24 protein-coding genes are annotated in these 24,441 nt (G+C 69.5%); 11 read left to right on the top strand and 13 right to left on the bottom strand.

Annotated elements, in window-relative coordinates; genetic code table 11:
- Positions 1–8: 8 nt before the first annotated feature.
- The gene (locus DAERI_RS02305) at positions 9–1,310 is read right to left on the bottom strand and encodes a 3-isopropylmalate dehydratase large subunit (RefSeq protein WP_103127839.1); all 1,302 of its coding nucleotides are present in this window, start codon (positions 1,308–1,310) and stop codon (positions 9–11) included.
- A 331-nt stretch (positions 1,311–1,641) separates the two neighbouring features.
- Here DAERI_RS02305 and DAERI_RS02300 point away from each other — a divergent pair, with 331 nt between their 5' ends.
- A complete protein-coding gene (locus tag DAERI_RS02300; RefSeq protein WP_103127838.1) occupies positions 1,642–4,086 on the top strand; it encodes a hypothetical protein in 2,445 nt (814 codons plus the stop codon).
- Positions 4,087–4,134: 48 nt separating this feature from the next.
- Here DAERI_RS02300 and DAERI_RS02295 read toward each other — a convergent pair whose 3' ends face one another.
- Positions 4,135–4,986 (bottom strand): MBL fold metallo-hydrolase, encoded by an 852-nt coding sequence (locus tag DAERI_RS02295; RefSeq protein WP_165794035.1) that lies wholly within the window; start codon positions 4,984–4,986, stop codon positions 4,135–4,137.
- 50 nt (positions 4,987–5,036) lie between these two features.
- Here DAERI_RS02295 and DAERI_RS02290 point away from each other — a divergent pair, with 50 nt between their 5' ends.
- Together DAERI_RS02290 and DAERI_RS02285 are read left to right on the top strand one after the other, a co-directional pair.
- On the top strand, positions 5,037–6,275 hold the full coding sequence (locus DAERI_RS02290; protein WP_103127837.1) for a sugar efflux transporter: 1,239 nt from the start codon (positions 5,037–5,039) through the stop codon (positions 6,273–6,275).
- Positions 6,276–6,404: 129 nt separating this feature from the next.
- Positions 6,405–6,887 (top strand): YciE/YciF ferroxidase family protein, encoded by a 483-nt coding sequence (locus tag DAERI_RS02285; RefSeq protein WP_235610190.1) that lies wholly within the window; start codon positions 6,405–6,407, stop codon positions 6,885–6,887.
- Between the two features lie 60 nt (positions 6,888–6,947).
- Here DAERI_RS02285 and trpA read toward each other — a convergent pair whose 3' ends face one another.
- From trpA to gluQRS, 3 genes are read right to left on the bottom strand one after another with little or no spacing between them, the layout of a single operon-like run.
- Positions 6,948–7,748: a tryptophan synthase subunit alpha gene (trpA, locus tag DAERI_RS02280; protein WP_103127835.1), complete on the bottom strand. Its 801-nt coding sequence runs from the start codon at positions 7,746–7,748 to the stop codon at positions 6,948–6,950.
- Positions 7,745–9,022: a tryptophan synthase subunit beta gene (trpB, locus tag DAERI_RS02275; RefSeq protein ID WP_103127834.1), complete on the bottom strand. Its 1,278-nt coding sequence runs from the start codon at positions 9,020–9,022 to the stop codon at positions 7,745–7,747. Before trpB ends, trpA begins: the two co-directional genes overlap by 4 nt.
- 57 nt (positions 9,023–9,079) lie before the next feature.
- The gene (gene gluQRS / locus DAERI_RS02270; protein WP_103127833.1) at positions 9,080–9,988 is read right to left on the bottom strand and encodes a tRNA glutamyl-Q(34) synthetase GluQRS; all 909 of its coding nucleotides are present in this window, start codon (positions 9,986–9,988) and stop codon (positions 9,080–9,082) included.
- A 102-nt stretch (positions 9,989–10,090) separates the two neighbouring features.
- On the opposite strand from gluQRS, the gene DAERI_RS02265 reads away from it, so the two are divergent.
- Both DAERI_RS02265 and DAERI_RS02260 read left to right on the top strand, forming a co-directional pair.
- Positions 10,091–10,582, top strand: coding sequence for a cupin domain-containing protein (locus DAERI_RS02265; protein WP_103127832.1), 492 nt, complete (start codon positions 10,091–10,093; stop codon positions 10,580–10,582).
- Between the two features lie 44 nt (positions 10,583–10,626).
- Positions 10,627–10,848, top strand: coding sequence for a hypothetical protein (locus DAERI_RS02260; protein WP_103127831.1), 222 nt, complete (start codon positions 10,627–10,629; stop codon positions 10,846–10,848).
- On the opposite strand, the gene DAERI_RS02255 is transcribed toward DAERI_RS02260, so the two are convergent.
- Positions 10,800–11,051, bottom strand: a complete 252-nt coding sequence (locus tag DAERI_RS02255; RefSeq protein ID WP_133161944.1) for a hypothetical protein — start codon at positions 11,049–11,051, stop codon at positions 10,800–10,802. The two genes, DAERI_RS02260 and DAERI_RS02255, sit on opposite strands and share 49 nt — an antisense overlap.
- 52 nt (positions 11,052–11,103) lie before the next feature.
- Between DAERI_RS02255 and DAERI_RS02250 the strand changes: the two genes are divergently transcribed.
- Complete coding sequence (locus DAERI_RS02250) at positions 11,104–11,931, top strand: PIG-L deacetylase family protein (protein ID WP_103127829.1); 828 nt, start codon at positions 11,104–11,106, stop codon at positions 11,929–11,931.
- Between the two features lie 33 nt (positions 11,932–11,964).
- A complete protein-coding gene (locus DAERI_RS02245) occupies positions 11,965–12,933 on the top strand; it encodes an ion channel (RefSeq protein WP_103127828.1) in 969 nt (322 codons plus the stop codon).
- A gap of 335 nt (positions 12,934–13,268) precedes the next feature.
- Here DAERI_RS02245 and DAERI_RS02240 read toward each other — a convergent pair whose 3' ends face one another.
- The 6 genes from DAERI_RS02240 to bamA form a co-directional block, all read right to left on the bottom strand.
- Positions 13,269–13,568 (bottom strand): roadblock/LC7 domain-containing protein, encoded by a 300-nt coding sequence (locus tag DAERI_RS02240; RefSeq protein ID WP_103127827.1) that lies wholly within the window; start codon positions 13,566–13,568, stop codon positions 13,269–13,271.
- A complete protein-coding gene (locus tag DAERI_RS02235) occupies positions 13,565–13,906 on the bottom strand; it encodes a roadblock/LC7 domain-containing protein (RefSeq protein ID WP_103127826.1) in 342 nt (113 codons plus the stop codon). The genes DAERI_RS02240 and DAERI_RS02235 overlap by 4 nt, the downstream gene beginning before the upstream one ends.
- Positions 13,903–14,253, bottom strand: a complete 351-nt coding sequence (locus DAERI_RS02230) for a roadblock/LC7 domain-containing protein (protein ID WP_103127825.1) — start codon at positions 14,251–14,253, stop codon at positions 13,903–13,905. Before DAERI_RS02230 ends, DAERI_RS02235 begins: the two co-directional genes overlap by 4 nt.
- A gap of 234 nt (positions 14,254–14,487) precedes the next feature.
- Positions 14,488–14,850 carry an aspartate 1-decarboxylase gene (panD, locus tag DAERI_RS02225; RefSeq protein ID WP_103127824.1) on the bottom strand — a complete coding sequence of 121 codons (363 nt, stop codon included), beginning with the start codon at positions 14,848–14,850 and terminating at the stop codon, positions 14,488–14,490.
- A 29-nt stretch (positions 14,851–14,879) separates the two neighbouring features.
- Positions 14,880–16,430 (bottom strand): Rqc2 family fibronectin-binding protein, encoded by a 1,551-nt coding sequence (locus DAERI_RS02220; RefSeq protein WP_103127823.1) that lies wholly within the window; start codon positions 16,428–16,430, stop codon positions 14,880–14,882.
- Positions 16,431–16,920: 490 nt separating this feature from the next.
- On the bottom strand, positions 16,921–19,470 hold the full coding sequence (bamA, locus tag DAERI_RS02215) for an outer membrane protein assembly factor BamA (protein WP_103127822.1): 2,550 nt from the start codon (positions 19,468–19,470) through the stop codon (positions 16,921–16,923).
- Positions 19,471–19,677: 207 nt separating this feature from the next.
- On the opposite strand from bamA, the gene DAERI_RS02210 reads away from it, so the two are divergent.
- Both DAERI_RS02210 and DAERI_RS02205 read left to right on the top strand, forming a co-directional pair.
- On the top strand, positions 19,678–20,322 hold the full coding sequence (locus tag DAERI_RS02210; protein ID WP_103127821.1) for a YggS family pyridoxal phosphate enzyme: 645 nt from the start codon (positions 19,678–19,680) through the stop codon (positions 20,320–20,322).
- Positions 20,319–21,098, top strand: coding sequence for a DivIVA domain-containing protein (locus DAERI_RS02205; protein WP_103127820.1), 780 nt, complete (start codon positions 20,319–20,321; stop codon positions 21,096–21,098). Before DAERI_RS02210 ends, DAERI_RS02205 begins: the two co-directional genes overlap by 4 nt.
- A gap of 8 nt (positions 21,099–21,106) precedes the next feature.
- Here the strand turns inward: DAERI_RS02205 and DAERI_RS02200 are convergent, their stop codons facing one another.
- A complete protein-coding gene (locus DAERI_RS02200) occupies positions 21,107–22,174 on the bottom strand; it encodes a potassium channel family protein (protein ID WP_103127819.1) in 1,068 nt (355 codons plus the stop codon).
- A gap of 82 nt (positions 22,175–22,256) precedes the next feature.
- Here DAERI_RS02200 and DAERI_RS02195 point away from each other — a divergent pair, with 82 nt between their 5' ends.
- Together DAERI_RS02195 and DAERI_RS02190 are read left to right on the top strand one after the other, a co-directional pair.
- On the top strand, positions 22,257–23,495 hold the full coding sequence (locus tag DAERI_RS02195) for a cytochrome P450 (protein WP_103127818.1): 1,239 nt from the start codon (positions 22,257–22,259) through the stop codon (positions 23,493–23,495).
- Entirely contained in the window at positions 23,492–24,433 is a 942-nt protein-coding gene (locus DAERI_RS02190) for a phosphotransferase enzyme family protein (protein WP_103127817.1), read from the top strand. The genes DAERI_RS02195 and DAERI_RS02190 overlap by 4 nt, the downstream gene beginning before the upstream one ends.
- Positions 24,434–24,441: the final 8 nt, after the last annotated feature.

Raw genomic sequence — 24,441 nt, 5'->3', positions numbered from 1 at the left:
GATCCACCTCAGTCCGCCGCTTCCGTCCCACCACCCGCGCTCTCCGCGTTGTACTCGCGCGGGTCGGAGATGTACCCGGCCACCGCACTTGCCGCCACCGTCGCGGGGCTGGCGAGGTAAATCTGCGCGGTCGGGTCGCCCATCCGGCCCACGAAGTTGCGGTTGCTGCTGGAAATGCACACGTCGTCCGGCCCCAACACGCCCGAGTGCATCCCCAGGCAGGCGCCGCAACTGGGGTAGCTGACGCTCGCGCCCGCCTCGACGAAGATTTCGAGGAGGCCCTCCTGCGCGGCCTGCTTCCAGATCGCCTGGGTGGCCGGAACGACGATCATCTGCACGCCGTCCGCGACCTTGCGGCCCTTCAAAATCCGCGCCACGTCGCGCAGGTCGCCGATCCGCCCGTTCGTGCAGCTCCCGACATAGGCGTGCGTGACGGCGATGCGGTCACTCCCCGCCACCCGCCCGTTGCTGGGAATGTGGGGGTAGGCGACGGTCGGCTCCACGGCGGAGGCGTCGAGGTCAATCACGACCTTGTAGTTCGCGTCCGGGTCCGAGGTGTACTCGGTGTACTGGTCGGGCGTCACCCCTCTCTGCGCCAGGTAGGCCCGCGTCGTGTCGTCCACCGCCACGATGCCCGTCTTGCCGCCCGCCTCGATCGCCATGTTCGTCAGCGTGAAGCGGCCCTCCATGTCCATCCGGTCGATGGTGTCGCCCACCCACTCCATCGCCAGGTAGTTCGCCCCATCCGCCCCGATGCGCCGGATAACCTCCAGCACGAGGTCCTTGGGGGTGACGCCGGGCTGCATCTCGCCCGTCACGCGGATGAGCATGGTCTCGGGCACCTTGAACCACACCTTGCCCGCATAGATCGCCCCCGCGAGGTCGGTGCTGCCCACTCCCGTGGCGAAGCACCCCAGCGCGCCCGCGTTGCAGGTGTGCGAGTCGCCGCTCACGAGCGTCTGACCCGGCTTGATCAGGCCCGTGTTCTCCAGCACCACGTGGGCGATGCCGCCGCGCCCCACATCGTAGAAGTGCTGAATTCCTTTCTCCTGCACCCAGGACTTGAGCTTCTGGTACATCTTCGCGGCCTTGATGTTCATGGCCGGGACGGAGTGGTCGGGCACCGCCACGATGCGCGAGGGGTCGAACACCCGGTCCATGCCGCGCTCCTCCAGCATCCGCAGCGCGGCGGGCGTGGTGATCTCGTGGCACAGCACCCAGTCGGTCTCGCACTCGATGAGCTGGCCGGCCACCACCGATTCGTGCCCCGAGTGGGCCGCCAGGATCTTCTCCGCAATCGTCATTCCCATCTGCCTGTCCCCTTTCCAAGGTCGCGTCTCAAAATAAGACCCCCGAAGCTTCTGACGGCTTCGGGGGCGGATGAGCGAACGCCGGGCTGCGCTCACCGCCCCCAACGAAGAAGAAGCACCACGCGGGCATCCTCATGGTCGTGGGGAAGGGTGAACATCGGAGGGAGTCTAGCGCGTGGGCCATGCGGAAAGGGCAGACGTGTAGACGGGCGGGGTGCGGAAGTGAGCGCCCATCCGCGCTGGCCTTAATCTGACGCCACCTTCATGAAGGGGGGAGGCCGACAAATCGGCATACGACCCGAGAAAAAGACTATTAGAATCCTGAGCGGACATGAAGAAGCTTTATGTATCTAGCGCCATCCTCGGCCTCACGGCCCTTCTGACAGCCTGCGGTGGGGGCGACACGCCCGCCATAACCCATAGCCTGACGGTCAAGCTTGAGGGTGTTCCCGCCGCACCTGTCACAGTCACGAACACCAGCACCAACACTCAGGTCTTCAGCGGCACGCTGGAGGGCAGCAAGACATTCGCGGACCTGAAGGCGGGAGCCGTGTTCAAGGTGGAGGGAGGCGCGGTGAACGGCCAGACCTCCCCCACCGCGCAGACGGTCACGCTGAACGGGGACAAGACGGTGACGCTGAATTACACCGCTCTTCCCGGTGTGGCTCTGGACCCCGCCCGGGTCCGCGGCACCCTTAGTGGGTGGGCCTTTGGGACGGGGAAACTGGGGGTGACGCTTGCCAATAGCAGGACCACCGTGGATGCCAGCACACCCACCATCACGGTTTCAGGCAACGTGGACGCCGGACTCCCCACACCTCGGGCCACCTTCCCTTTCCTCTACGGCTGCGATTTCACCGGACAGCAGGGAGCGGTCAACTTCGGGGCCGAATTCGCCTTCCTCGAAGCTCGTACGGCTCAGGGGGACTCCCTTGGGGAGGTGGACGAACGCACAGCCGACGGGCGACAGGTCACCCGCGTGTACTCGGACACCGCCGCGCAGCTCAGGGGTACGGCGATCTGCTCGGATTCCCAACGCCTCGACCTCGATATTCGTGTCGTGCCGGGGTGGAATGCCCTCAGCACAACCGAAATCAACAGTGGGGAGTACCGGTCGGACTACCGTATTCGCAACATAGAGGCAAATGCCCGCACGACGCTCAGCTTTAAGCGTGCCCCAGAGCGCGTTGACGTGTCCTTCCGCGATACTTCCGCGTTGACCATGCAGGCTGGTCAGCAGGTCACGCGCGAGGTCGCTCTGGCCCAGATCGGCGGCATCAGTGGTCAGGTGACGCTGGAAACCGACGTTCCTGGCGTCACAGTAGAGCCGTCTACCATCAATCTTCCCGGCGTGAGCGGCGCGAGCCTGGCAAGGAGTGGACTGGGGACACCTGGTAGAGCTGTACAGCCGCAGGCCGTGGGCACGTCCCTCACCTTCAAAGCGGACGAGAGCGCGGCCAGCTACAGCGGTTCCCTGAATGTGATCGTCAAGAAGGGGGGCAACGAGGTCGGGCGTGGGACGCTGTACACCTTCAGTCTCACCGCCCCGGATTTCTTCCTGTTCTTCCCCTCCGGGGTTGGCACTGCCCAAGGTTTTGCCGGTGAACAACTCACCCTTCCCGTGGTCCTCAATCCAGTCGAGGGATTCAACGACGCGGTGAGCTTGACGCTGGAAGGGGCACCGGCGGGCGTCAGCCTGACACCCACAAGTGTCCAATCCGGCCAGGTCAACGTGAACTTGAATGTTGCCGCCGACGCTCAGCCCGGGACGTACGACGTAACCATCGTGGGGACATCCAGAACCAGAGTCCACCGGCTTCCCCTTCACCTCAGGATCAACCCGCGCCGTCTTACGCTTGGTCTCGGTGCCGTTGAGGGGCTGGCCCTGGCGGGGAACGGGGACCTCTGGGGCGTGCAACAGGGGCAGGGAGGCAGCACCCTGCTCCACAGTTCGGGAGGGCAAGTCGCCGAGCGGTTCCCCCTTGAAGGCGCAGGCTCTCTGACGCGAACCCAGTTCGCCCAGGACGGCAGTGTCTGGGTGAGCGGCGTCCACATGGGCCATCTCTTCAGGATTCAGAACGGCGTGGTGCAAAAGTTCTTCGTGGCGGGTGGGGGGTACCTCGCGCCCGGGGCAGAGCAGTTCGGCCTGGATGCCCTCGGCCGGGCCTGGTACATCTGGTCCGACGGCGTTCATACCCCCGAACTGCGTCGGCTCGACCCGCGCACGGGACAGAGTATCACCGTTCCCACGGTGAAACAGGCCGAGCGAGTAGTTCCGGTCACCAATGACCGCAGCGGCCGGTATGTGATGTTCATGGCGAGCGACACGTCTCTCGTCCATGTGGATACCACCACGGGCCAGAGCGCAGCGTCCGCGGCACGCCTCGGCACAGCGGGAATGGGCGGCGTGCGCGCCTACATGCTGGACAGGGAAGGCAACCTCTGGGCCTGGTACAACGGGCCGGCCACCTCACTGACCCGTCTGGACCCGGAAACCCTGGCGTTCGAGCAGCAGGTCAACATTGACGCTCAGAGCAACGAGAGCCACAGCGACTTCGTCGTGGTCGAGAATGGGCAGACGGCCTGGTTCGGTACGGCACAGACGCTGATCCGCCGGGAACTGACCACTGGAGCATCCACGGTCTTTTCGTTGCCCGGCCAGCCTCATGAGACGGAGCTGCACAGCCTGAGTCTGGGTCCGACGAGCGGAGTGGCCTACACCTTTGGCGGGCCGTCCTACAATCCCAGTCAGGAGTACCTCGGCCTTCAGAGGTGACTTGATCCCAAGAGGGGCCGCGACCTCAGCCGTTGGGGGCGGCCCCTCTTACGCTCCTGGTAGCGCCACCCCCACAAAGCCCCCCTTCTTCCCCTCCTCCAGCCGGGCGAAGGCCGTGTCCGGGTCGTGGGGCGTGCAGATCACCGCCCGCTCCTCGAACCACTGGGGGAAGTAGCGCTTGCGCGTCTCCAGCGTGGTCACCGGGTAGAGGTCATAAGCCATGATGTACGGGTAGGGCGTGTGGGCCAGCGTGGGGAGCAGGTCGGCGGCGTAGACCAGGACCCCTCCCCCACTCCGCAGCACCACCCCCTGCTGCCCGAGGTTGTGGCCGGGCAGGGGCAGCACGCTCAGGCCGGGCAGCAGCTCGTGTTCGCCGTCCACGACCTCGAAGAGACCCGCGCTCTGGATGGGGTCGATATAACCGGGGACGTAGCTCGCCCGGCTGCGCTCGTGGGTGTGGAGGGTGTCGTGGAGTTCCTGTTTCTGCACGACGTAGCGGGCGTTGGGAAAGGTCGGCTCGCCCAGCGCGGTCACGTTCCGCCCCGCGTGGTCGAAGTGCAGGTGGGTGTTGATGACAAGGTGGATGTCCTCGGGCGAGAGGCCCAGGTCCGAGAGGCCCCGGAACACCGTCTCGTCGCGGTTCAGGGCGTACATGCCCTCGAACTTCTCGCCGCCCTGATCCCAGAAGCCGGTCTCGACGAGGATGTTCTGACCACTCAGGCGAATCAGGAGGGGATTGATGCGCAGGTGGATGCGGTTGAGGTCGTCGGCGGGCGCGACCCGTTCCCACAGGACTTTGGGGACGGAGCCGAACATCGCGCCGCCGTCGAGGCGAAACTGGCCGTCGGTGAGGGAATACACGTCGGCCTCGCCGACTTGAAGGTGCCGGGTCCAGGACATAAAGGGGAGAATACCCATACTTCGGGGGCGCGGAGCGGTAGGGTGGCGCGGTGACGGAACTCGCCCCCACCTCCAATCCCCCTTCCGTCAGCCTGGCGGATGTCTGGCGGCTGCCGCACGTGCTGGGGCTGGCCGTCTCCGTGCTGTTCCTGGGCCTCGCCACGTCGCTGGCCTTTCCCTACATGGCGCTGTTCGGGGTGAACCGGGTTCACATGACGCCGCTGGAGCTGGGGATTTTCCTGACGGTGAACGCCGTGAGCGGCGTGCTGGTCAGCACCCGGCTGGCCCGCCTGTCGGACCGCCTGCCCGACCGCAAGCCGCTGGTCCTCCTGACGCTGACGGCGGCCACCCTCGGGTACGGGCTGCTCAGCGTGACCCGGAGCTACCCGGCCCTCCTGCTCGTCGGCGCCGTGTTCCTGGGCACCGGGGCCGCCGCCTTTCCCCAGCTCTTCGCGTTCGCCCGCGCCCAGGTCGCGGGGGCAGCAGGGCCGCCGCCCGACCGGACGATCACGGTCCTCAGGTCAGTGTTCGCGCTCGCCTGGGTGGTCGGGCCGGGGGTGGGGGCGCTCGTCCTCACGCGGCTGGACTTCCGGGGGCTGTTCCTGCTCACGGCAGGATGCTTCGTGCTGGCGATGCTGCCGGTCCTGCGCGTGTCGCGCGCCGGGTCAGGGGAAGAATCGGCCGCGCCCCCACCCGCCGGACCCCACGCCCCCGATCAACCTGCGCCCCGGCCGCCCCTCTTCCGCCCGGCCCTCGCCTTCGTGCTCTACGGCATGAGCATGAGCATGGGGATGAGCATGTTCCCGCTGTTCATCACCAAGGTGCTGCACGGAACGGACGGGCAGGTCGGCTTCCTGGTGGGCCTGTGCGCCCTGCTGGAAATCCCGTGCATGCTGGCCTTCGCGGTCGCCCGGCGCCTGCCCCCCCTGGGGCGGATGGTGAAGTACGCCCTCGCCCTGTTCGCGCTGCACTTCGCGCTGGTCTATCTCTCGCAGGGAATGGGGCTCCTGGTGGTGACGCAGGCGGTGCGGGCCGCCGTGCTGGCCGTAACGGCGGGGCTGGGGATGGCGTACTTTCAGGAGTTGATGCCGGGGCGGATCGGGGCGGCGACCACCCTCTTCTCGAACACCACGAACGTCGGGGCGATGCTGGCGGGGATTGTGTCGGGGGCGTGCGCGCAGGTTTTCGGCTACCGGGCGGTGTTCCTGCTGTGCGGGCTGCTGACCCTGGCGGCCTGGCTGGTGATGCAGAGTTTCGCGCGGCGGCGCCCGGCCCCCGCGACCGCCTGAGCGGATGAAGCGGGGTTCACGGGCGCCCCATCCCGGCGGATAGGTGGGGGCGAACACTGACGGAGCATCCCACCGAACCGGGGCGGGCGAAGGAGGGGACCGATGACATCAGGCGGCATGAGCATGAGGATGACGGACCTGCAAGACCTCTACCTGGAGGGGCTCCAGTACATGTACTCCGCCGAGGAGCAGCAGATGGAGGCCCTGACGCAGATGGCGGGGGCGGCCAGCAACCCCGACCTGCGCCAGGGCTTCGAACAGCACCGGGAGCAGACGGCGGGGCAGCTCGCCCGTCTGGAGCAGATGCTGGGTGACCTGGGCGCGGGGCCGGGCGGCAAGCCCTGCAAGGGGATGCAGGGCCTCGTCGCCGAGGGGCAGGAGATCATCGGGAAGGGGGGCGAGCCCGCCGTGCGCGACGCCAGCCTGCTCGCGGCGGCCCAGCGCACCGAGCACTACGAGATTTCCGCCTACGGCACCCTGCGGACCTACGCGGAAATCCTGGGCCGCTCGCAGGACATGGACCTTCTCCGCATGAGCGAGGACGAGGAGAAGGCCAACGACCTGAAGCTGACGGGCCTGGCCCGCTCCATCAACATGGAGGCGCTGGGCTGAGGCAGTGAAAGGAGGAGGGGCCGTGGGCATGTCACCCACGGCCCCTCTCCTTCGCAGTTCCTACCTCTGGCAGCCCCGCGCAATCTCGGCGGCGAGCGCCCCCACGTCCTGCCCCTCGCGGATGGCGTTGATAAAGGCGCTGCCGACGACCACGCCGTCCGCCACCTGCGCGACCTGGGCCGCAGTGGCCGCGTCCTTTACCCCAAAACCGACCGCGACCGGTACCCGCGCGTACTCGCGGGCCAGGGCGAGCATCGCGGGCACCTCGCCGAGCGCCGAGCCCTCGCGGGCGCCCGTCACGCCCGTCACGCTGACCGCGTAGAGAAAGCCCGTGCAGGCCTCCGCCACGAGCCGCACCCGCTCCGGGGTACTTGTCGGCGCGATCAGGAAGGTGACGGCCAGCCCGTACTCGGCGGCCAGGTCCGCGATCTCGATGTCCTGGTCGGGCGGCAGGTCGGGGAGGATCAGGCCGTCCACCCCGGCATCGGCAGCCAGACGCATGAACTCGCGCGGGCCGACGGCGTAGATGGGGTTCACGTAGGTCATCACCGCGATGGGCTTATCGTGCCGCGCCCGCAGCTCCTTCACGAGCGCCAGGGTGCGCCGCGTGCTCGTGCCACCCGCCAGCGCCTGTTCCGAGGCCCGCTGGATGGTGGGGCCGTCGCCCAGGGGATCGGAGTAGGGGATGCCGACTTCGAGCAGGTCGGCGTGCTCCAGCAGCGCGTCGGCCACGGCGGGAAAGGCCCCGGCGGTCGGATACCCGGCGGTCATGAAGGGGATGAAGGCAGCGCGGCCCTGGGCGTTTGCCTGCTCGAAAGCGGCCTGGATGCGCTCGGCTCCCCTCGTCAGCGTCGCGGTCATGCCACCACCTCCCCGACGACCCGCTCCACGTCCTTGTCGAGCAGGCCCTCATCCCGCTCCATCTCCAGCAACCGCATGACTTCGGCCACGTCCTTGTCGCCGCGCCCGGAGAGGTTCACGACGATGATCCCCTCCGGCCCGAGTTCCCTCGCCAGCCCCACCGCGTGGTAGACGGCGTGCGCACTCTCCAGGGCGGGGATGATGCCCTCCAGACGCGTGAGGAGTTGCAGGGCTTCGAGCGCCTGGGCGTCGGTCACGGGCACGTACTCGGCCACGCCCGTCTCGCTGTAGTGGCAGTGCTCGGGGCCGATGCCGGGGTAGTCCAGGCCCGCGGAGATGGAGTGCGGGGGGACGATCTGGCCCTCGTCGTCGTTCAGGAGGTACATCATCGAGCCGTGGAGGACGCCGATTCGGCCCCCCGCCACGCTCGCCGCGTGCTTGCCGCTCTCCACGCCCTCCCCGGCGGCCTCGGTGCCGATCAGGCGGGGGCGCTGATCCCCCGGCAGGTAGGCGTAGGGGGCGAAGATGCCGATGGCGTTGGAGCCGCCGCCCACGCAGGCGACGATGGCGTCGGGCGCCTCGCGGCCCTCCAGGGCCTGAAGCTGCACCTTCACCTCCTCGCCGATCACGCTCTGGAAGTCCCGGACCATCGCGGGGTAGGGGTGCGGGCCGACCACGCTGCCCAGGATGTAGAAGGTGTCGCGCACGTTGGTGACCCAGTCGCGGATGGCCTCGTTCGTGGCGTCCTTGAGGGTGCTCGTGCCGGAGGTGACCTCGCGGACCTCGGCGCCCAGCAGCTTCATGCGGAAGACGTTCATGGCCTGGCGGCGGATGTCCTCCGCGCCCATGTACACGATGCAGTCCAGGCCCAGCAGGGCGGCGGCGGTGGCCGAGGCGACCCCGTGCTGCCCGGCACCCGTCTCGGCGATCACCCGGCGTTTGCCCATCCGCTTGGCGAGCAGGGCCTGGGCGAGGCAGTTATTGATCTTGTGCGCGCCCGTGTAGTTGAAGTCCTCGCGCTTGAGGTAAATCTTGGCGCCCCCCGCGTGTTCAGTGAGCCGCGCCGCGAAATAGAGGGGGCTGGGGCGACCCACGAAGTCCTTGAACAGCCGGTCCAGTTCGTTCAGGAACTCGGGGTCAGCCTTCGCGGCGTGATACGCCCGTTCGAGTTCATCCAGCGCGGGGATGAGCGTCTCGGGGACGTACCGCCCGCCGAAGCGCCCGTATCGCCCGCGCCCGTCCGGCTGCGGGTAGCTGGGGAGGTTGAGGGACATGATCCCCAGGGTAGAGCGCCCGCCCGAACACCCGTTAGGGAAACTTAGACAACTGGTCTAAGTTTGTGAGGTTTTCGGGAATCCGGCCCGAGCCAGATGACCCTGCCACAGCGGGAGCAATTCGGCGGCGGAAACAACGTCGGGCACGTCCCAGCCCAGGGAGCGGGCGAGGGCGGCAAGGACCCGGCCCGCCTCCTCTCCCCCTTCGCGGAGCGCCTGCACGGGCGGCGCCCCTCCCCGCTTGGCGAGGCGTTCGCCCCGGTAGTCGGTCATCAGCGGCACGTGAAGATACCGGGGAGTGGGGTAACCCAGCGCCTCCTGCAAGGCGACCTGGCGGGGCGTGGCGGGCCAGAGGTCGGCGCCGCGCAGCACGTCCGTTACCTCCATCAGCGCGTCGTCCACCACAACCGCCAGATGGTAGGCGAACACGCCGTCATTGCGCCGCAGCACGAAGTCGCCCACCTCGGCGGGGAGGTCCTGACAGAGCGTCTCCCCCGTCAGCGCGTCGTGGGCGCAGACGGTGCGGTCGGGCACGCGCCAGCGAATGGCGGCGGGACGGCTGGGGTGGGCTGGACATGTGCGGCAAGTACCGGGGTAGACCGGCTCGGCCCCGTGCGGCGCCCCCGCGCTGTCCTGGATGGCCCGCACGATCTCCCGGCGGGTGCAGGTGCAGGGGTACGTCTCCCCCGCCGCCGTCAGCCGGGCGAGGGCGGCGGCGTACACGGGAAGCCTCTCCGACTGCGTGTACTCGGCGTCCCAGTCCAGGCCCAGCCATTCCAGGTCGCGCCGGATGGTGTCGAAGGCCCAGGGGCGGACGCGCCCGGTATCGAGGTCCTCGAAGCGCAGGAGGTGCCGCCCGCCGGGCGCCCGCGAGTGCAGCCACGCGAGCAGGGCCGTCCGCGCGTTGCCCAGGTGCATCGCTCCCGTCGGGCTGGGGGCGAAGCGGCCGGTCACTGGAGCAGGCATTTCCCCAGGTTAGAGCCCAGAGAATCCGCCCGGGCCCTTGTCTCATGCCGCATGATGGAAGTACATCGAGTGGGGACATTCACCCTGCCGAGGAGGGAAGGCATGGGGACGGACAGCGGAGAGTTCTTCATCGCCCCGCAGGACGGGACGGCCCTGATCAACCCCATCGGGGGCCAGATGGTGCTCAAACTCGGGGACGCCAGGACTGCCCGGGCCTACTCCGTCCATGACAACAGGCTGCCCCCCGGCTCCCCGGGACCCCGCCCCCACCTTCACCGCTCGCACGAGGAGGTCTTTTACGTGCTGGAGGGCGAACTGACCGTCCGGGTGGGGCCGCAGACCATCCGGGCCCCGGCGGGCTCCTTCGTGGTCATTCCGCGGGGAACGGTCCACCAGCCTTCCAACCCCGGGCCGCACCCGGCACACGTGCTGCTGCTCTTCTCGCCGGGCGGCATGGATGACTTCTTCCTGGAGGCGGCCCGGGGACGGCACCCTCTTCAGGCGCTTCCGCAAGACCCCGCCGTGCAGGCCGACTTGCAGGCATTCACGGCGCGCTACGGCTACGAGTTCGCCGAGTTCCCTGCGGAACCCTGAGCCCCGGCCACAGGGGGCCGGCCGGGTTGGGGCATCCTCTGCCCATGACCGACCCCCGCTTGCAAACCCTCCTCCACTCCGAGCCGTACTGGACCGTCCGGGCGATGCGCGAGCAGGGGAGCCGCTTCTACCGGGCGCTGGGGGACGCGCTGGAAGCCGCCGACCTCGCCAACCGCCGCCGCATCTACGGGGCGTGGACGGACGAACTCTGGGACTTCTACGAGCGCGGTCTTCGTTTGGAGGAGGCCGAGCGGGGCAAGGGCTGAGCGATCAGGGCGAGGAACACCTCGCGCGTCACTGTCCGCAGGGTGGCGAGGGCTCCGGCCCGTTCGGTTCCGGCCCGAATCCGCTCCCCCTGCCGGAGGTTGCGGACCTGGTCCTCTGCCGTCTGTCCCGGCACGGGCTGGCCGATCAACCCCAGGAACAGTTGGACGAGCAGGGTCCAGAGCGCCCCCAGCACCACTTTCATGCTGGCGTTACGTCCGCCAACCCCGCTGGGTTCCCGGCGTACACTGCCGCGCATGACCTCACCGCAACCCACCCTCCTGGCCGTGTTCGCCCACCCCGACGACGAGGCGTTCGGCGTCGGCGGCACCCTGACGCACTACGCGCGCAAGGGCGTACGGGTGCTGCTGGCCTGCGCCACCCGCGGCGAGGCGGGCAAGATCACCGTGCCGGGCATGACGGTGGACGACCTGGGGCAGCAGCGCGAGGCCGAACTGCGGGCCGCCTGCCGCGCCCTGGAGATTTCCGAGCCCATCTTTCTGGACTACCACGACTCCGGCCGCTTCGAGCGCACGCGCTATGACGATCCCCTCGCGCTGATGAACGTGAACCCACTCGACGTGGAGGTCAAACTGTGTGCCTTGATCGCGGACGTGCAGCCGCAGGTGATGATCACCTTCGACCCGCACGGCGCCTACGGGCACATCGACCACCTCCAGATCCACCGGGCGACGGTGGCGGCGTTTTTCAGCATGGGGCACCTGCCGGGCGGTGGCCCTCAACGGCTGTACTACACCGCCCTGACACACGAGGCCGCCGAGGGCATCTCCCGGATGGGTCAGAACCTCGACCCGCTGGTGTACGGGGTGAGCGAGGGGACGGTGGCGGTCCGCATGAACGTCACCGCCTACGCGGAAAACAAGAAGGCGGCCTTGAAGGCCCACGGCACCCAGACGGGCGAACAGAGCCTGCTGGGCCGCATGACCCCCGAGGAGCGCGAGGCCATGGAGACCCGGCTGCTGGGCACGGAAAACTTCAGCATCGGCGGTACGCGCACGGCCCTGGAACGGTATCCCCTGCGCGGCCTCTTCGACGGGGTGCCGGGGTTCGGGGACCTGGACTGAGGGAGAGCCCGGCCCGCTGCTAGACTTCTCCCCATGGCCGCTCCTCCCGGCAGCGAGCAGGCCCCGGGGCCGGTCGAGCCGCTGGGCAACGACCTGGGGCTGGGGCGGGTGGTGTCGCAGGAAAGCCACCAGCGGATGGTGAACCCGGACGGGAGCTTCAACCTCCAGCGCAGCGGGCTGGGGTTCTGGCACTCGTTGAATCTGTATTACGACCTGATTGGCATTTCGTGGCCGCTGTTCGTCGGGCTGCTGGGGGTGGCCTACCTGCTGCTCAACGCCGCCTTCGCCCTGGCCTACCTGGCGGTGGGGCCGGGTGCCCTCTCCGATATGCCCGCCGACCCCACCGGGCGCTTCTGGGCCTGCTTTTTCTTCAGCGTGCAGACCTTCGGCACCATCGGTTTCGGGCACGTGTACCCCAAGAGTTTCGCGGCCGACGTGATCGTCACGCTGGAGGCCTTCGTCGGGCTGCTGGGGGTGGCGCTGGCGACGGGCATGATCTTTGCCCGCTTCTCCCGGCCCAAGCCCCGGGTGCTGTTCAGCGAGTGCGCGGTGGTGGCACCCTACCGGGGCGGCTGGGGGCTGATGTTCCGGCTCGTCAACGGGCAGCGTACCCAACTCATCGAGCTGGAGGCCGAGGTCACCCTGGCCTACTTCCGGGATGTGGGGGGGCGGCCCGTGCGCCAGTTCACCCGGCTGGGGCTGGAGCGCGACAGCGTGGCCTTTTTTCCCCTGGCCTGGACGGTGGTTCACCCCATCACCCAGGACAGCCCGCTGTGGGGCGTCACGCCCGAGCGGATGCGGGCCGCCGAGAGCGAGATCATGGTCAACCTTCGCGGGCTGGACGACGCCGTGTACGGCGCGGTGCGGGCGCGGACGAGCTACCAGGCGGACGACATCCGCTGGCACGCCCGCTTCACCGACATGTTCGTGCGGCGCCCAGGCCGCCCGGTCACCGTGGATGTCCGGCGCCTGAGCCAGATCGAGCCCGTGCCCGCCACCTGAGCGATGCATGGGGGTCTTTCACGGAGGACAAAGGCGTGTGGAACGACAAAAAAGCTCCTTCCCTTTGAGGAAGGAGGAGGGGACTCGCAGAGCTGCTTGCAGAGGGGGTGAGCGGGCACGGCCCCCGGCGCGACCAGAAGAGAAGACAGGCTGTGTTGGCGTCATCCGAGCTGGTCACACGCCCCCTCACCCCGGCCCTCTCCCACAGGGCGAGATGGTGCATTCCCCAGGCCCTTTCAGCAGGTCCTCCCAATGGGGGGTTTCCGTCCCTCGTCAAGAAGCCGGGGTGAGGAGTGCCCTTCCGGCACCCCACCCCGGCCCCCGCAACGAACGCGCTAACTCAGCAGGCGCCGCACCGCGAAGCGAATCCGGCCCAGGCTCGCCACGTCGTCGAAGGCGGTGAGCAGCACCTGGTCGCCGTGGGGGGTGAGCAGGATGGGGCCGTCCCCCACGTCGAGCAGCAGGTCCTGCCACCCAGTCTGGCCCAGCGCGGCCTGGAGGCTCCCGATCACCGCGCGGCCCGCCTGCACCACGCTGATGTCCGAGCCAGCCCCGGCGCTCGACACGATGCCGCCCGCCGCGTCAATGAGGGCGACGTGGCGGATGCCGCGCACCTCCAGCAATTGCACGATCATGCGACCTCCGGCCGGGGCAGGTCGGTGATATCCAGCGCGAGGCGGGCGAGGAGCTGCTGGGCGGCCCGGGTGTCGTGCCCACGTGTCATGGCCACGCCGAGGACGAAGTCCCCGCTCGTCACGGCGACCACCTCGACGCGCTCGCTGGTAAAGGCGACGCGGGTGACGTTGCCCGCGCCCAAGCGGCGGCCCACGCGGTCCAGGACCACGCGCAGCGAGGTGAGTTCGGCGGCCAGGGCGTCACCCGCGTCGCCGATCAGTTCGATGGGCAGGCCGTCGGGACCCACCAGGGCGCTGGCGACGACACCGGGCATGGCGCGCAGGGGGGCGAGCCTCACAGGTAGCTCTCCAGTTTGCGGGCAGTCTCGCGGCCATACAGCCGGGCCTGCCCCAGGTTGCTGCGGCCGTCCAGGGCCAGCAGCAGGAAGAATTCGGGGGTGATGGGATGCAGGTACACGCTGAGGCGCTCGCCGCGCAGGTACACCTCGCGCGTCTGGCCGCCGCCCAGCGTGTCGCCGTAGGCAGCGTTGGCCCCGCGCAGCAGGCCCGCATGTTCGGCGACGAGAAGGTTCAGATCGGTCGCGGTGGCGGTGTGGCCCTCGACCAGCAGGCCGTCGAGCCCGCCGATGGCCGCGGCCCACGCGCCGTCCACATCGGCCACCAGTTGTGTGAGATGAGGCAACATCAGGGCCGATCATAGGCGGCGAGCTCACGCAAAATTCTCACAGGATGGCGGGCCAAGGGGCCGTTCACCTGCCCGCGGCAGGACACCCCCATCCGGGGACGGGAAGGGGCGGCAGGTGGCCCGGCCTTTGGAACAGAGAAGAGAAGAATTGCCGCCCTGAGCGAAGGGGCCCCCAGTTGACGGTATGGGATGCTTAGCGGCGCTCAGCATGGCACCGTTCTTTCGTTCCATGCCTCAGGCGGGTTGCAGGTCGAGCACCCGGTTGTTCGCGTCCACCAGCACCACGCGCGGCTCCAGGGCGCGGGCCTCCTCCTCGGTGAAGTGGCCGTAGGCCGCGATGATCACGAGGTCGCCCGGCTGCACGAGGTGGGCCGCCGCCCCGTTGATGCCGATGACGCCGCTGCCGCGCGGCCCCGTGAGCGCGTAGGTGCTGAGGCGGTGGCCGTTGGTGATGTCGTAGATGTCCACCCGCTCGTGGGGCAGGATGTCGGCGGCGTCCAGCAGGTCCGCGTCGATGGTAACGCTCCCCACGTAGTCGAGGTCCGCCTGGGTGACGGTCGCGCGGTGAATCTTGGCCCTGAACATGATGCGTTCCACAAGCGGGAATTGTACCCGGGAGGAGGACGTTACCCCTCCGGCAACGTCCCGTCCACGAACACCGTCTTCTGGTCGGTGTAGTGGACCTGCCCGGCGGGGGCGCCCCGGGGCCGCCAGACGTGCTTGATGCGGGTGTAATCCACGGGCACGTTGCTGCTGCCGCGCGCCCGCGAGTGGGCCGCCGCCAGCCGCGCGGCGTACAGGATGTCCGGCAGGGCCAGGTCGCGCCCCCCCGAGCGTACGAGGACATGGCTGCCGGGGTACCCCTGCGCGTGGAACCAGTAGTCCAGGCTGCGCCCGATGCGGTGCGTCAGGGTCGCGTTCTCCTTGTTGTTGCGGCCCACCAGGACCTCGAAGCCGCTCGGGGTGGTGAAGCGCGTGCCATACGGGCTCTTCTCGGGCCGCTCGGCCTGGAGGGTTTCCGAGAGGGCTTCAAGCTCCTCCAGGCTCGCGGCGTCGAGCTGGGCCAGGCGTTCCCGCGCCTCCGCCAGCTCGGCACGCAGGGCGGGCTCGCGCTCCGCCAGCCGCTCGTAGACCTCCTCGCGGCGGCGGGCGCGGGCGTAGCGCTTCTCGGCGTTCTGCACGGCGGAAAGCTGCGGGTCGAGACTAACCGGGACCTCCCCGCTGCCGTCGAAGGCGGGCAGCCGGGCGGAGGCGGCACCGGGCTCGACCGTGTGCGCGTACGCCATCAGGAGGTCGGCCTCCGCGCGGTCCTGGGCGGCGGCGTCCAGACCGGCCTCGGCGCGGGCCACGTCGGCAAGCTGGTTGGTGACGAGGGTGAGGCGTTTTTCCAGCGGCTCGCGCAGCGCCTTGCGAAGCTGGGCGGCCTTTTCCGCCCGGGCCGCCTCACGCGCCCCCTCCTGCATCACGCCCTCGGAGACGGTGGGATCGTCCACCAACGAACGCAGGGCGGCGAGGGCCTGCGGCCAGCGGTCGCCCGGGGCCTCGTCGGGGGCCAGACCCGCGCGGCGGGCGAGTTCCGCCCCCAGCAGCAGGCCAATCCCATCCACCCGCTCGCGCCACTTGCCGATGGGGAGGGCGGCGAGGGTCCGGGCCTCCTCCTCCGTCAGGGTACGGGGGTCGAGCTTCTCGTAGGGCGGCGGCGGGGTGTACACGCCCCCCGTCCGCACGGTGCGGAAGCGGTTGCGGCTGCCGGTGATCTCGCGGGCGGCCTGGAGGATGCGGCCCGTGAAGCCCTCCCCCGCCTCCAGCACGAGGAGGTTCGCGTTGCGGCCCGTCACCTCGAAGAGGAGTCGCGTGGGCGGCTGATCCACGAAGCCCGTTTCGCCCGAGAAATGCAGGGCGAAGACCCGGTCGAGCTTGAGTTGCTCGGCTTTCACGAGGTCGCCGCGCACCCGGTTCGCCAGGTAGCGCTGGAAGGGGTTGTGTGGATCGCCCCGCAGCCGCTCGCGCGACACGAACACCACGGGCTGCGGCGGGCGGTACGACAGGACGAGGTTGCCCACCCCGTCGAGCAGCAGGGCGGCGGTCGTCTCGTCGGGAAAGGCCCAGCCCAGGGTGCGGGCGGGCAGGTGCCCCGAGAGGTCCCGCAGCACCCGCGCGAGCATCAGCCCTTCCATGTGGGGGCCTCATTGAGGAGAAGTTGGCGGCGGTTCATCGGGGCATGGTAGCGGGTGTGGACCGCCCACAGGGGAAGCAACAAAAACCGCCCATCGTCGGGCGAAAGGCGGCTCTTCAGGAAAGGGGGCAACCGGGGGAAAGAGGCTTAGTTCAGGGCGTGCAGGAACGCCGCCAGGCCAGTCAGGAAGGTGCCGAGGGCCGTGATGATCACGGCGATCTCAGCAGGCTTCCATTGCCTGCGCGGGCGCTTCGGTTACCCTTACGGCGTCTGCGCATAAGGCACACCTCCTTTCCGCACCCGGACTGCAGCTCCGGGTGCTTTCGCTTGGACCCGTGTTGCGCCTCCCCTCCCGGTTGTCATGCACCCCGTCCCACAAGGGGACTCCAGAACTCTCCCGCATCCTCTGCACCACAAGTGGCAGAAATGGCCGACGAACAAAAGGAGAGGCAGGCCCCTGACGAGACCCACCCCTCCCCTTTCCACTCCGCTTAGAAGAAGTTCCCGATGCGGAAGTAGAACTTGCCGTTGCCGTTCTGGGGGCTGTAGCCGTAGTCGAAGCGCAGGCTGGGGAGCCGCGCCCCACCGAAGCCCAGGTTGAGCTGGAGGCCCGCGCCGACGCCGTAATTGAGGCCGAAGTCCTTGCCATCGTTCCAGGCGTCGCCCGCGTCGATGAACGCGACGCCGTACAGGCCCTGGGTGAAGGAGTTGCTGAGGTTGAAGTCGTAGCGGTACTCCGCGCTGGCGGTGAGGTACTTCGTGCCGAAGAGCTGGTTGTTGTCCAGGCCGCGAAGCTGGTAGGCCGCGATGGGCGTGGAGCCGCCGCCGATGGTGTAGCCGGTGCCGGAGGGCGGGCTGCCCGCGATCGTCCCGATGTTGGCGCGCACCGCGAAGACCTGCTGGCGGGTCTGCACACCCTGCCCCTTGTCGAGCGTGCGCCCCAGGCCGAAGTAGGTACTCGCCCCCGCCTGCGTGTCCGTCCAGGCGACCGGCGTGTTGCCCGAGGCGCCGAAGTTGTAGGACAACTCGGTATTGGCGCGCACGCCCCGGCTGGGGAACTCGGCGTTGTCGGTCGTGTCGTAGTTCAGGCTGCCGCGCACGCTGGTCGTGCGGGTGGTGGGGGTCAGGAGCGCGGCTGCGGCCGTGTTGCCTGCCTCCGTGTCGGGGTAACTCGCGCTCTTCTCGTCGCCCTTGAGGGGTTCGAGGTAGTACGTGCGGTAGGAGTAGCCCAGGCCGACCGAGGCCGCCAGGTTGGCGGTGATGTTGCGCCCGGCGCTGACGCTGAAGCCGGTGGTGCGGACGGTGTACTGGCGCCCGGTATCCTGCGTCGCCGCGCCGCTGCCGGTGGTCAGGGGCAGGTTGCCCGAGACCGAGGTGCCGATGTTCGTGCTGAAGCTCGTGCGGTTGGTGCGGAAGTCCAGGAAGTTCAGGTCCAGCCAGGGAATCGTGTACGACACGTTCCCCACGAAGTTCTGCCGCGCGTCGTTCTGCTGCGCGCCCACGCTGACGCTGAGGTTTTGGCCCAGCCCGAAGAGGTTGGGATTGGAGTACTGCACGTCGCCCGCGAAGCCCTTGAGGGTGTCGTACTCCAGGCCCAGGCTCACCGGGATCCCCTGGCTGCTCTCGGCCACCGTGAGCACGTAGGTCACGTTCTCGGGATTCTGGGGATCGCTGCGGACATTCTCGCCGACGACCTGCACGAAGCCCAGGCGGCTCACCCGCGAGAGCCCGGCGCGCAGCTCGTTGAGGTTAAAGAGGCCCCCGGCGGCGGGCAGCTCGCGCAGAATGACCCGGTCCTGGGTGCGGTGCTTGCCCTGCCACTGGAGTTCGTACCCGGCGAGGCGCACCTCGCGGATGTTGAAGGTCAGGGTGCCGTTGTTGAAGTTCACCGCGTCGCGGGTGCTGATCTCGTACCCGGCTTTGCGGTAGGCGTCGCGGATGGCGAGGAAGTCCTCCTGCGCGAGCTGGGGCGAGTACACGTCGCCCACCTTGGTGCGGACGACGGAGGCGAGGGTCGCGGTGGGCACCTGGGTGTTGCCCGCGAAGGCAATAGTCCGCACCGGCCCGCTCGCCACGTCCGCCACGCCGAAGAACACGGCGACCTGGGCGGGGTTTTGCGGGTCGGCCTGCAGCGCGAAGCCCACCGGCTGGCCCGTGCGGTTGGAGAGCGTCCGCACGTCGGCGCGCAGGCGTTCCAGCGCGAGGGGCTGGCCCACCTTCGTCTGGAGGGGAACCCCGGCGCCCTCGATGCCCTGGAAGTTCACGCTGGCCGCCTTGCCCTCGATCACGCGCACCTTCAGCACGCCGTTTTGCAGGGTGGTCCCGCGCACGTCCACGCCGCTCTGGACGTACCCGGCCTCGTCGTAGGCCTGCTGGAGAGCCTCGACCGCACCGTAGTAGGCGGCGGTCGTGAACTTCCGGGCGTCGTACAGCGGCTTGAAGAGGTTGGTGACCGTCGCGGTGGGCAGCAGGGTCACGCCCTCGACCTCCACCCGGCTGATCGGCGCCGACTCGTCCACCACGAAGGTCACGCCCACGGTGCCGTCGGTGTTCGTCTTCGTCTGGGTGCTGATGCTGGGCGTGAAGGGAAAGCCCTCCGTGCGGTAGTTCTGCGCCAGGGCCTGCTTCGCCTGGTCGAGCCGCTGGGTGTTCAGGGTCGCGCCGGGGGCGATGTTCAGGAGTTCGGCGATGCTCTTCTTGAACGCCTCGGCGGGCAGGAAGGTCAGGCCGGTGGCGTCCACCGTCTTGATGGTGGCGTTCGGCGTGACCGTGATCACCAGCGTGTCGCGCCCGCCGACCGTCCGCAGCTCGGCGCTCGCCGTGCGGAAGTAGCCGGTCGCCAGCACCTCCTGCTCGACCTGGCGCGGGTTCACGCTGGAAAGCGCGGTGCCGGGCTGCACGTTCAGCGTGGCCTTGACGAAGTTCGAAAGCACGTCGGTGGTGCCGTTGACGACCACGTCCTGCACCGTTCCGGCCTGCTGCGCGAGGGCAGGCGGGGCAGCGAGCAGGAGGGTCAGCGCGAGTGTATGAGGGTGTCGCATGCGTCTCCTAGTGTGGCACAGAGCCCTGGCTTTCCGCTGGAAACGCCCGCTCCGAATGCTGCCCATAACCTTTCTCGTTTCCGCCCTGAGAAGAGTGAAGGAAACTTGACGAGATCTCCACCTCGGGGGCTTATCCGGCCCGGCTACCCCCGGCGGGGGTGGGAGTGCCACAATGCGCCCCGTGAGACACACAGGGAGGAGGAGGCCTTGAGCCTCCCCGAGGTCCTGGCGGGCATCCGCGCCGCCGAGGAAGAGGCGGGCCGTCCCCCCGGCAGCGTGCGCCTCGTCGCGGTGACGAAGGGACAGGACCTGGAGGCCGTCCGCGCGCATGTGCTGGCGTACGCGGACCTCCAGCCGGGCGGCTTTCCGCTGGGCGAGGGGCGGGCGCAGGAGTTGCGGGACAAAGCGGCGCTGCTGCCGGACGCCGAGTGGCACTACATCGGGCCGCTGCAACTCAACAAGGTCAAGTACATGCGCCCGGTCTCGCTGATCCACGCGCTGGAGAACGTGCGGCAGGCCGAGGCGCTCGCCCGCGCGGCGGAGAAGTGGGGCCGCGCCCCCGACGTGCTGCTCCAGCGGCACAACGGCGAGGCGCAGAAGCACGGCATTCACCCGGATGAGCTTTCCGCCGTCTACGCTGGAGTGGTGCAGACCGGACTGAACGTGCGGGGCCTGATGGTGATGGCCCCCGAGGGGGACGCGGCGGCGGCCCGGCGGGTGTTCGCGGACACCGCCGCCCAGGCCCACGACCTCGGCCTGCCGGAACTCAGCATGGGCATGAGCGGCGACTACCCGGACGCCGTGCGGGCGGGCGCCACCCTGGTGCGCGTCGGAAGGAGTCTTTTTCTATGAGCCAGCATTCCAGTGATCTCCTGAACAGCGAACCCCTCACCCCCCTGGACATCAGCCACCGCACCTTTCCCAGAAGGCCGGGGGGGTACGACCGCGCCGGGGTCCGCCTCTTCCTGGGCCAGGTGGCGAACGAGGTCGAGGCCCTGCTGCACGAGCGCCAGGCCCTGCGGGGCCGGGTCGAGGAGCTGGAGCGCGAACTGGAGGAGCGCCGCCAGGCCGAGGACGAGATTCGCCGCGCGGTCGTGGCCGCCGAGCGCATCGGGCACGACCTGCGCGAGAACGCCACCCGCCAGTGCGAGCTGATGATCGAGCAGGCGCAGACCCGACGCGAGGCGATTGACCGCGACTCCGCCGCCCGCCTCGCCGAGCTGGAGGCCGCCCACCAGGCCCGCATGGCGGAGCTGGAGGCGGCCTTCCGCGGCAGATTTGCCGACCTGGAGCGCGAACACCACGGGCTCACGCTGGAGCGCGACCGCGCCCACGCCGAGCGCACCGTGTACCTGGAACGCGCCTTCAACGAGCGGTACGCGGAACTCACCGCGCGCCTCAGCGCCGTGCGGACCGAGTACACCCAGTTCGTGGGCCAGTACCGGGCGCTGATCCAGTCCTTCGCGGAACTCAGCGCCCGCCACCTCCCCGCCGCCGAGGACCTCTCCCTGCCCGCCTCGCCGCTGCCCGGGTCCCCGGCGGCCCTGACCCTCGACGAGCCGGGGGGCGAGGAGGGGGAGCCGGGGCCGTCCCGCGACCTCGCCCGGGTGGAGGAGCAGTTCGCCTGAGCTGGGGCTCAGCGCGCCCGGCTGGGCGGCCCGCTGAGCCCCAGCTCCTCCTCCAGAGAGACGGCGGGGTCAGGCACCCCGGCTGAGCAGACCTCCACGTCCGGCCAGGCGAAGCCGCCCTGCTCAGTCATGGCGCGCAGGACGCGGCGGCGGTCATTCAGGTCCAGGAAGCGCTCCCGCACCTCGGCCTCGGGGCGCAGCGGCAGCCCCGCGTCGCGCAGCGGCGTGAGGTCGGGGAGCGGCGGCGGGTCCACGCGCAACCGGGGATGCACCTGGCGGTAGGTGCCCAGCAGGCTGGAGATCGAGGCGCGCACGGTCCGCAGCCCCCGGGGGGGCGCCACGTCGAGCGCGTGCTCGATCAGGCTGAGGGCCTCGTCCAGGGCGGGGAGGGCGAGTTCCAGGGACTCGTCGGCGCGGCGGTCGTGGAAGCGGTGCAGGGCCGGGCTGTTCTTGAACTGCGCGTCGAGGGTATTCAGGGTGGTCGCCACGTCCCCCACCAGGCCCTGAAGGCCGCCCGGGTGGTCGTTCCACGCCCGGATCACGAGGTCCTGCGCGTTGCCGCCCAGCCGGTGCAGCCACAGGGCGAGGGTGCGCCGCTCGGCCTGCGCCTGGGCGACCGGCACGACGAACGAGATGGCGAAGGTGATCAGAAAAAAGCCGTTGAACGCCGCCAGGTCCGTCAGCAGCCGCCAGCCGTTGCCCAGCGGCTTGAGGTCGCCCAGGCCGAGCGTCGCCAGGGTGTAGCCCACGAAATACAGCACGTCCCAGAGGTCGGCGGGCGTCTCCTTGGCGGTGCCGACGAGCGCACCCTTCCCCGACCAGAACACCAGGGTCCAGCCCAGCCACGTCAGCAGCGTCCAGACCCCGATGGTGCCCACCACGAGCATGCCCCCCGACCAGGCCAGCAGCCCCCGGCGCCGGGTTCGCCGGGCGAGCCAGGTCAGGGCCGCGTACAGCGGGCGGTGGACCAGCCGCAGGAGGCGGCCCTCGCCGGTCTGCATGGAACTCGCCAGCAGGTCCAGCAGCACGGCCAGGATCAGGGCCGCCCCGGGCAGCCACAGCAGCGAGCGCAGCATCGCCGGGCATTCTGGCGGCGGCGGCGTGAGTAGACCGTACGTTCGCTTCAAGACTGCCCAGCAGGTGCCGTAGCCTGTACCCATGCCCCTGCCCGAGTTCCCGCTGCCGCTGGGCGACCCCGCCTTCGTGCGGGACCCCTACCCCCTGCTCGCCCGGCTGCGGGGGGAGACGCCCGCCTTCCGCGACCCGGCGCTGAACCGGGTCTTCCTGACGCGGCACGCGGACATCGCGGCCGTGCTGCGCGACCGCCGCTTCGGGCGCAGCGTGCTGCACCGCTACTCGCGCGACGAACTCGGCTGGCCGCCGCCCGACCCCCGGCAGGCGAACTTCGACGCCTTCAACGGCAACCACCTCCTCGACTCCGAGCCCCCGAAACATACCCGGCTGCGCTCGCTCGTCGGCCTGGCCTTTACTCCCCGGCGGGTGGAGGCGCTTTCCGGGCGTATCGAGGCGATCCTGGCGGCGCAACTGGCCGGACTCGGTGACGGCTTTGATCTCGTGACGGACTACGCCGAGCCGCTCCCCGTGACGGTGATCGCGGAGTTGCTCGGCGTGCCACCGGGGGAGCGGGCGATGCTCCGGCCCTGGTCGGCGGCCATCGTGCGCCTGTACGAGCCGACGTACACGGGGCCGGAGCAGGACGAGGCCGAGCGGGCAGTCCTCGACTTCAGCGCCCTGCTGCGGGACCTCGCCCAGAAGCGGCGCGCGGAGCCGCGGGACGACCTCATCACGGCGCTTGTAGGGGCCGAGCAGGAGGGCGACCGCCTGAGCGAGCGGGAACTCATCGACACCTGCATCCTGCTCCTGAACGCCGGGCACGAGGCTTCCGTCAACGGGCTCACGGCGGGCGTGCTGGCCCTGCTGCGGGGGCGGGAGCAGTGGGAGCGGCTGGTGGAGGCCGCCTCGCGTGAGGACAGCCTGCCCCTGTTCCGCACGGCGGTTGAGGAGTTGCTGCGCTTCGACACACCGCTGCCCCTCTTCGAGCGCTACGTGCTGGACGACATGACCCTGCACGGCGAGGACCTGCATCCCGGCGAGAAGGTTGGGCTGCTCTATGCCAGCGGCAACCGCGACCCCCACCGGTTCGAGGACCCCGACCGCCTGAACCTGACCCGGGACCCCAACCCCCACCTGACCTTCGGCCTGGGCATCCACTACTGCCTGGGAGCGCCCCTCGCCCGGCTGGAACTGGCATTGAGCCTGCGGGCCTTGGTGCGGACCTTCCCCGAGCTGAGGCTGAAGGACCCGGACGCCGACCCCGAGTACGTGGGCGGCTTCGTGATTCGCGGCCTCCGGCGGCTGGAGGTCATGCCGGGGTGAGGCCGCAGGAGATCGCGGGCACCTGGGACGTGGGAGAGGTGCGGGCCGTTCGGCCCCTAGGCGGCGGGAGCATCAACGGGGCCTTTGGGGTGGTGACCGGGACGGGCCAGTTCCACCTGCGGGTGTACCGAAGTCCCGACCGGGCGAGGGTGGAGCGGGAACACGCGGCGATCGGGGTGGCTGTCCGGGCGGGTGTCCCCACGCCCGCCCCTCTCCTCGCGCACACGGGCGGCACCGTTGCCGAACTCGGAACGGGGCTGGCGGCGCTCTTCCCGGTCGCGTCCGGGGCAACAATGCCTCGCCCCAGGCTCACCTCCGCCCACGCGGCGGCACTGGGAACGTTCCTCGCCGAATTGCACGAGCGGCTGCCCCTTGAAGTCCCCTTTGAGGTGCCGGAGGTGCGGCCATCCGGCGTCGAGCGAACGGTGGAAAGGCTGGAGCGGATCGGGGCGGCCATCCTCTCCCTGCCCTCCCCGGACGAGGTGGACGGCTGGGCGCTCACCCGGACACGGCAACGGCTGGCTCATCTCCGCGCCTCCCCGCTGCCCGACCACTCCCCGACCTTCCCCTTTCGTTTCCTGCACGGCGACTATCACGAGGGCAACGTGTTCTTCCAGAATTCGCGGCCCACGGCGCTGATCGACTGGGAGCAGACCCGCCTCGCCCCCCGCGCGTGGGAGGTCGTGCGCTGCCTGTCCCTCAGCCTGAAGCTCGACCCGGCGCTGTCGGGCGCATTTCTGGCAGGCTACCGGCAGCGGCTCCCCCTGCCCGAGGAGGAGCTGGCGGACGGCTCGGCCTTCTACGCGCTCGCGCAGGAGCGCAACGTCTGGACGTACGAGAGCGTGTACGTGGACGGGAACCCCGGCCCGCGCCTGTTCATCGGCCCGCCGCCCTATGTCCCCTTTCACGAACGGTGGGGGGCGAGCGGCCTGCGGTGACGGCGGCC

This window comes from Deinococcus aerius (assembly GCF_002897375.1).
Classification (GTDB): domain Bacteria; phylum Deinococcota; class Deinococci; order Deinococcales; family Deinococcaceae; genus Deinococcus; species Deinococcus aerius.
The sequence above is the reverse complement of the archived record's forward strand: the minus strand, read 5'-3'. Positions and strand labels throughout refer to the sequence as shown.

What these genes read in the sequence shown, in the direction of transcription:
- DAERI_RS02305 (WP_103127839.1), bottom strand. Translation starts at nt 1,310, where the DNA reads ATGGGAATGACGATTGCGGAGAAGATCCTGGCGGCCCACTCGGGGCAC.
- DAERI_RS02300 (WP_103127838.1), top strand. Translation starts at nt 1,642, where the DNA reads ATGAAGAAGCTTTATGTATCTAGCGCCATCCTCGGCCTCACGGCCCTT.
- DAERI_RS02295 (WP_165794035.1), bottom strand. Translation starts at nt 4,986, where the DNA reads ATGTCCTGGACCCGGCACCTTCAAGTCGGCGAGGCCGACGTGTATTCC.
- DAERI_RS02285 (WP_235610190.1), top strand. Translation starts at nt 6,405, where the DNA reads ATGACGGACCTGCAAGACCTCTACCTGGAGGGGCTCCAGTACATGTAC.
- trpA (WP_103127835.1), bottom strand. Translation starts at nt 7,748, where the DNA reads ATGACCGCGACGCTGACGAGGGGAGCCGAGCGCATCCAGGCCGCTTTC.
- trpB (WP_103127834.1), bottom strand. Translation starts at nt 9,022, where the DNA reads ATGTCCCTCAACCTCCCCAGCTACCCGCAGCCGGACGGGCGCGGGCGA.
- gluQRS (WP_103127833.1), bottom strand. Translation starts at nt 9,988, where the DNA reads ATGCCTGCTCCAGTGACCGGCCGCTTCGCCCCCAGCCCGACGGGAGCG.
- DAERI_RS02265 (WP_103127832.1), top strand. Translation starts at nt 10,091, where the DNA reads ATGGGGACGGACAGCGGAGAGTTCTTCATCGCCCCGCAGGACGGGACG.
- DAERI_RS02260 (WP_103127831.1), top strand. Translation starts at nt 10,627, where the DNA reads ATGACCGACCCCCGCTTGCAAACCCTCCTCCACTCCGAGCCGTACTGG.
- DAERI_RS02255 (WP_133161944.1), bottom strand. Translation starts at nt 11,051, where the DNA reads ATGAAAGTGGTGCTGGGGGCGCTCTGGACCCTGCTCGTCCAACTGTTC.
- DAERI_RS02250 (WP_103127829.1), top strand. Translation starts at nt 11,104, where the DNA reads ATGACCTCACCGCAACCCACCCTCCTGGCCGTGTTCGCCCACCCCGAC.
- DAERI_RS02245 (WP_103127828.1), top strand. Translation starts at nt 11,965, where the DNA reads ATGGCCGCTCCTCCCGGCAGCGAGCAGGCCCCGGGGCCGGTCGAGCCG.
- DAERI_RS02240 (WP_103127827.1), bottom strand. Translation starts at nt 13,568, where the DNA reads ATGATCGTGCAATTGCTGGAGGTGCGCGGCATCCGCCACGTCGCCCTC.
- DAERI_RS02230 (WP_103127825.1), bottom strand. Translation starts at nt 14,253, where the DNA reads ATGTTGCCTCATCTCACACAACTGGTGGCCGATGTGGACGGCGCGTGG.
- DAERI_RS02220 (WP_103127823.1), bottom strand. Translation starts at nt 16,430, where the DNA reads ATGGAAGGGCTGATGCTCGCGCGGGTGCTGCGGGACCTCTCGGGGCAC.
- bamA (WP_103127822.1), bottom strand. Translation starts at nt 19,470, where the DNA reads ATGCGACACCCTCATACACTCGCGCTGACCCTCCTGCTCGCTGCCCCG.
- DAERI_RS02205 (WP_103127820.1), top strand. Translation starts at nt 20,319, where the DNA reads ATGAGCCAGCATTCCAGTGATCTCCTGAACAGCGAACCCCTCACCCCC.
- DAERI_RS02200 (WP_103127819.1), bottom strand. Translation starts at nt 22,174, where the DNA reads ATGCTGCGCTCGCTGCTGTGGCTGCCCGGGGCGGCCCTGATCCTGGCC.
- DAERI_RS02195 (WP_103127818.1), top strand. Translation starts at nt 22,257, where the DNA reads ATGCCCCTGCCCGAGTTCCCGCTGCCGCTGGGCGACCCCGCCTTCGTG.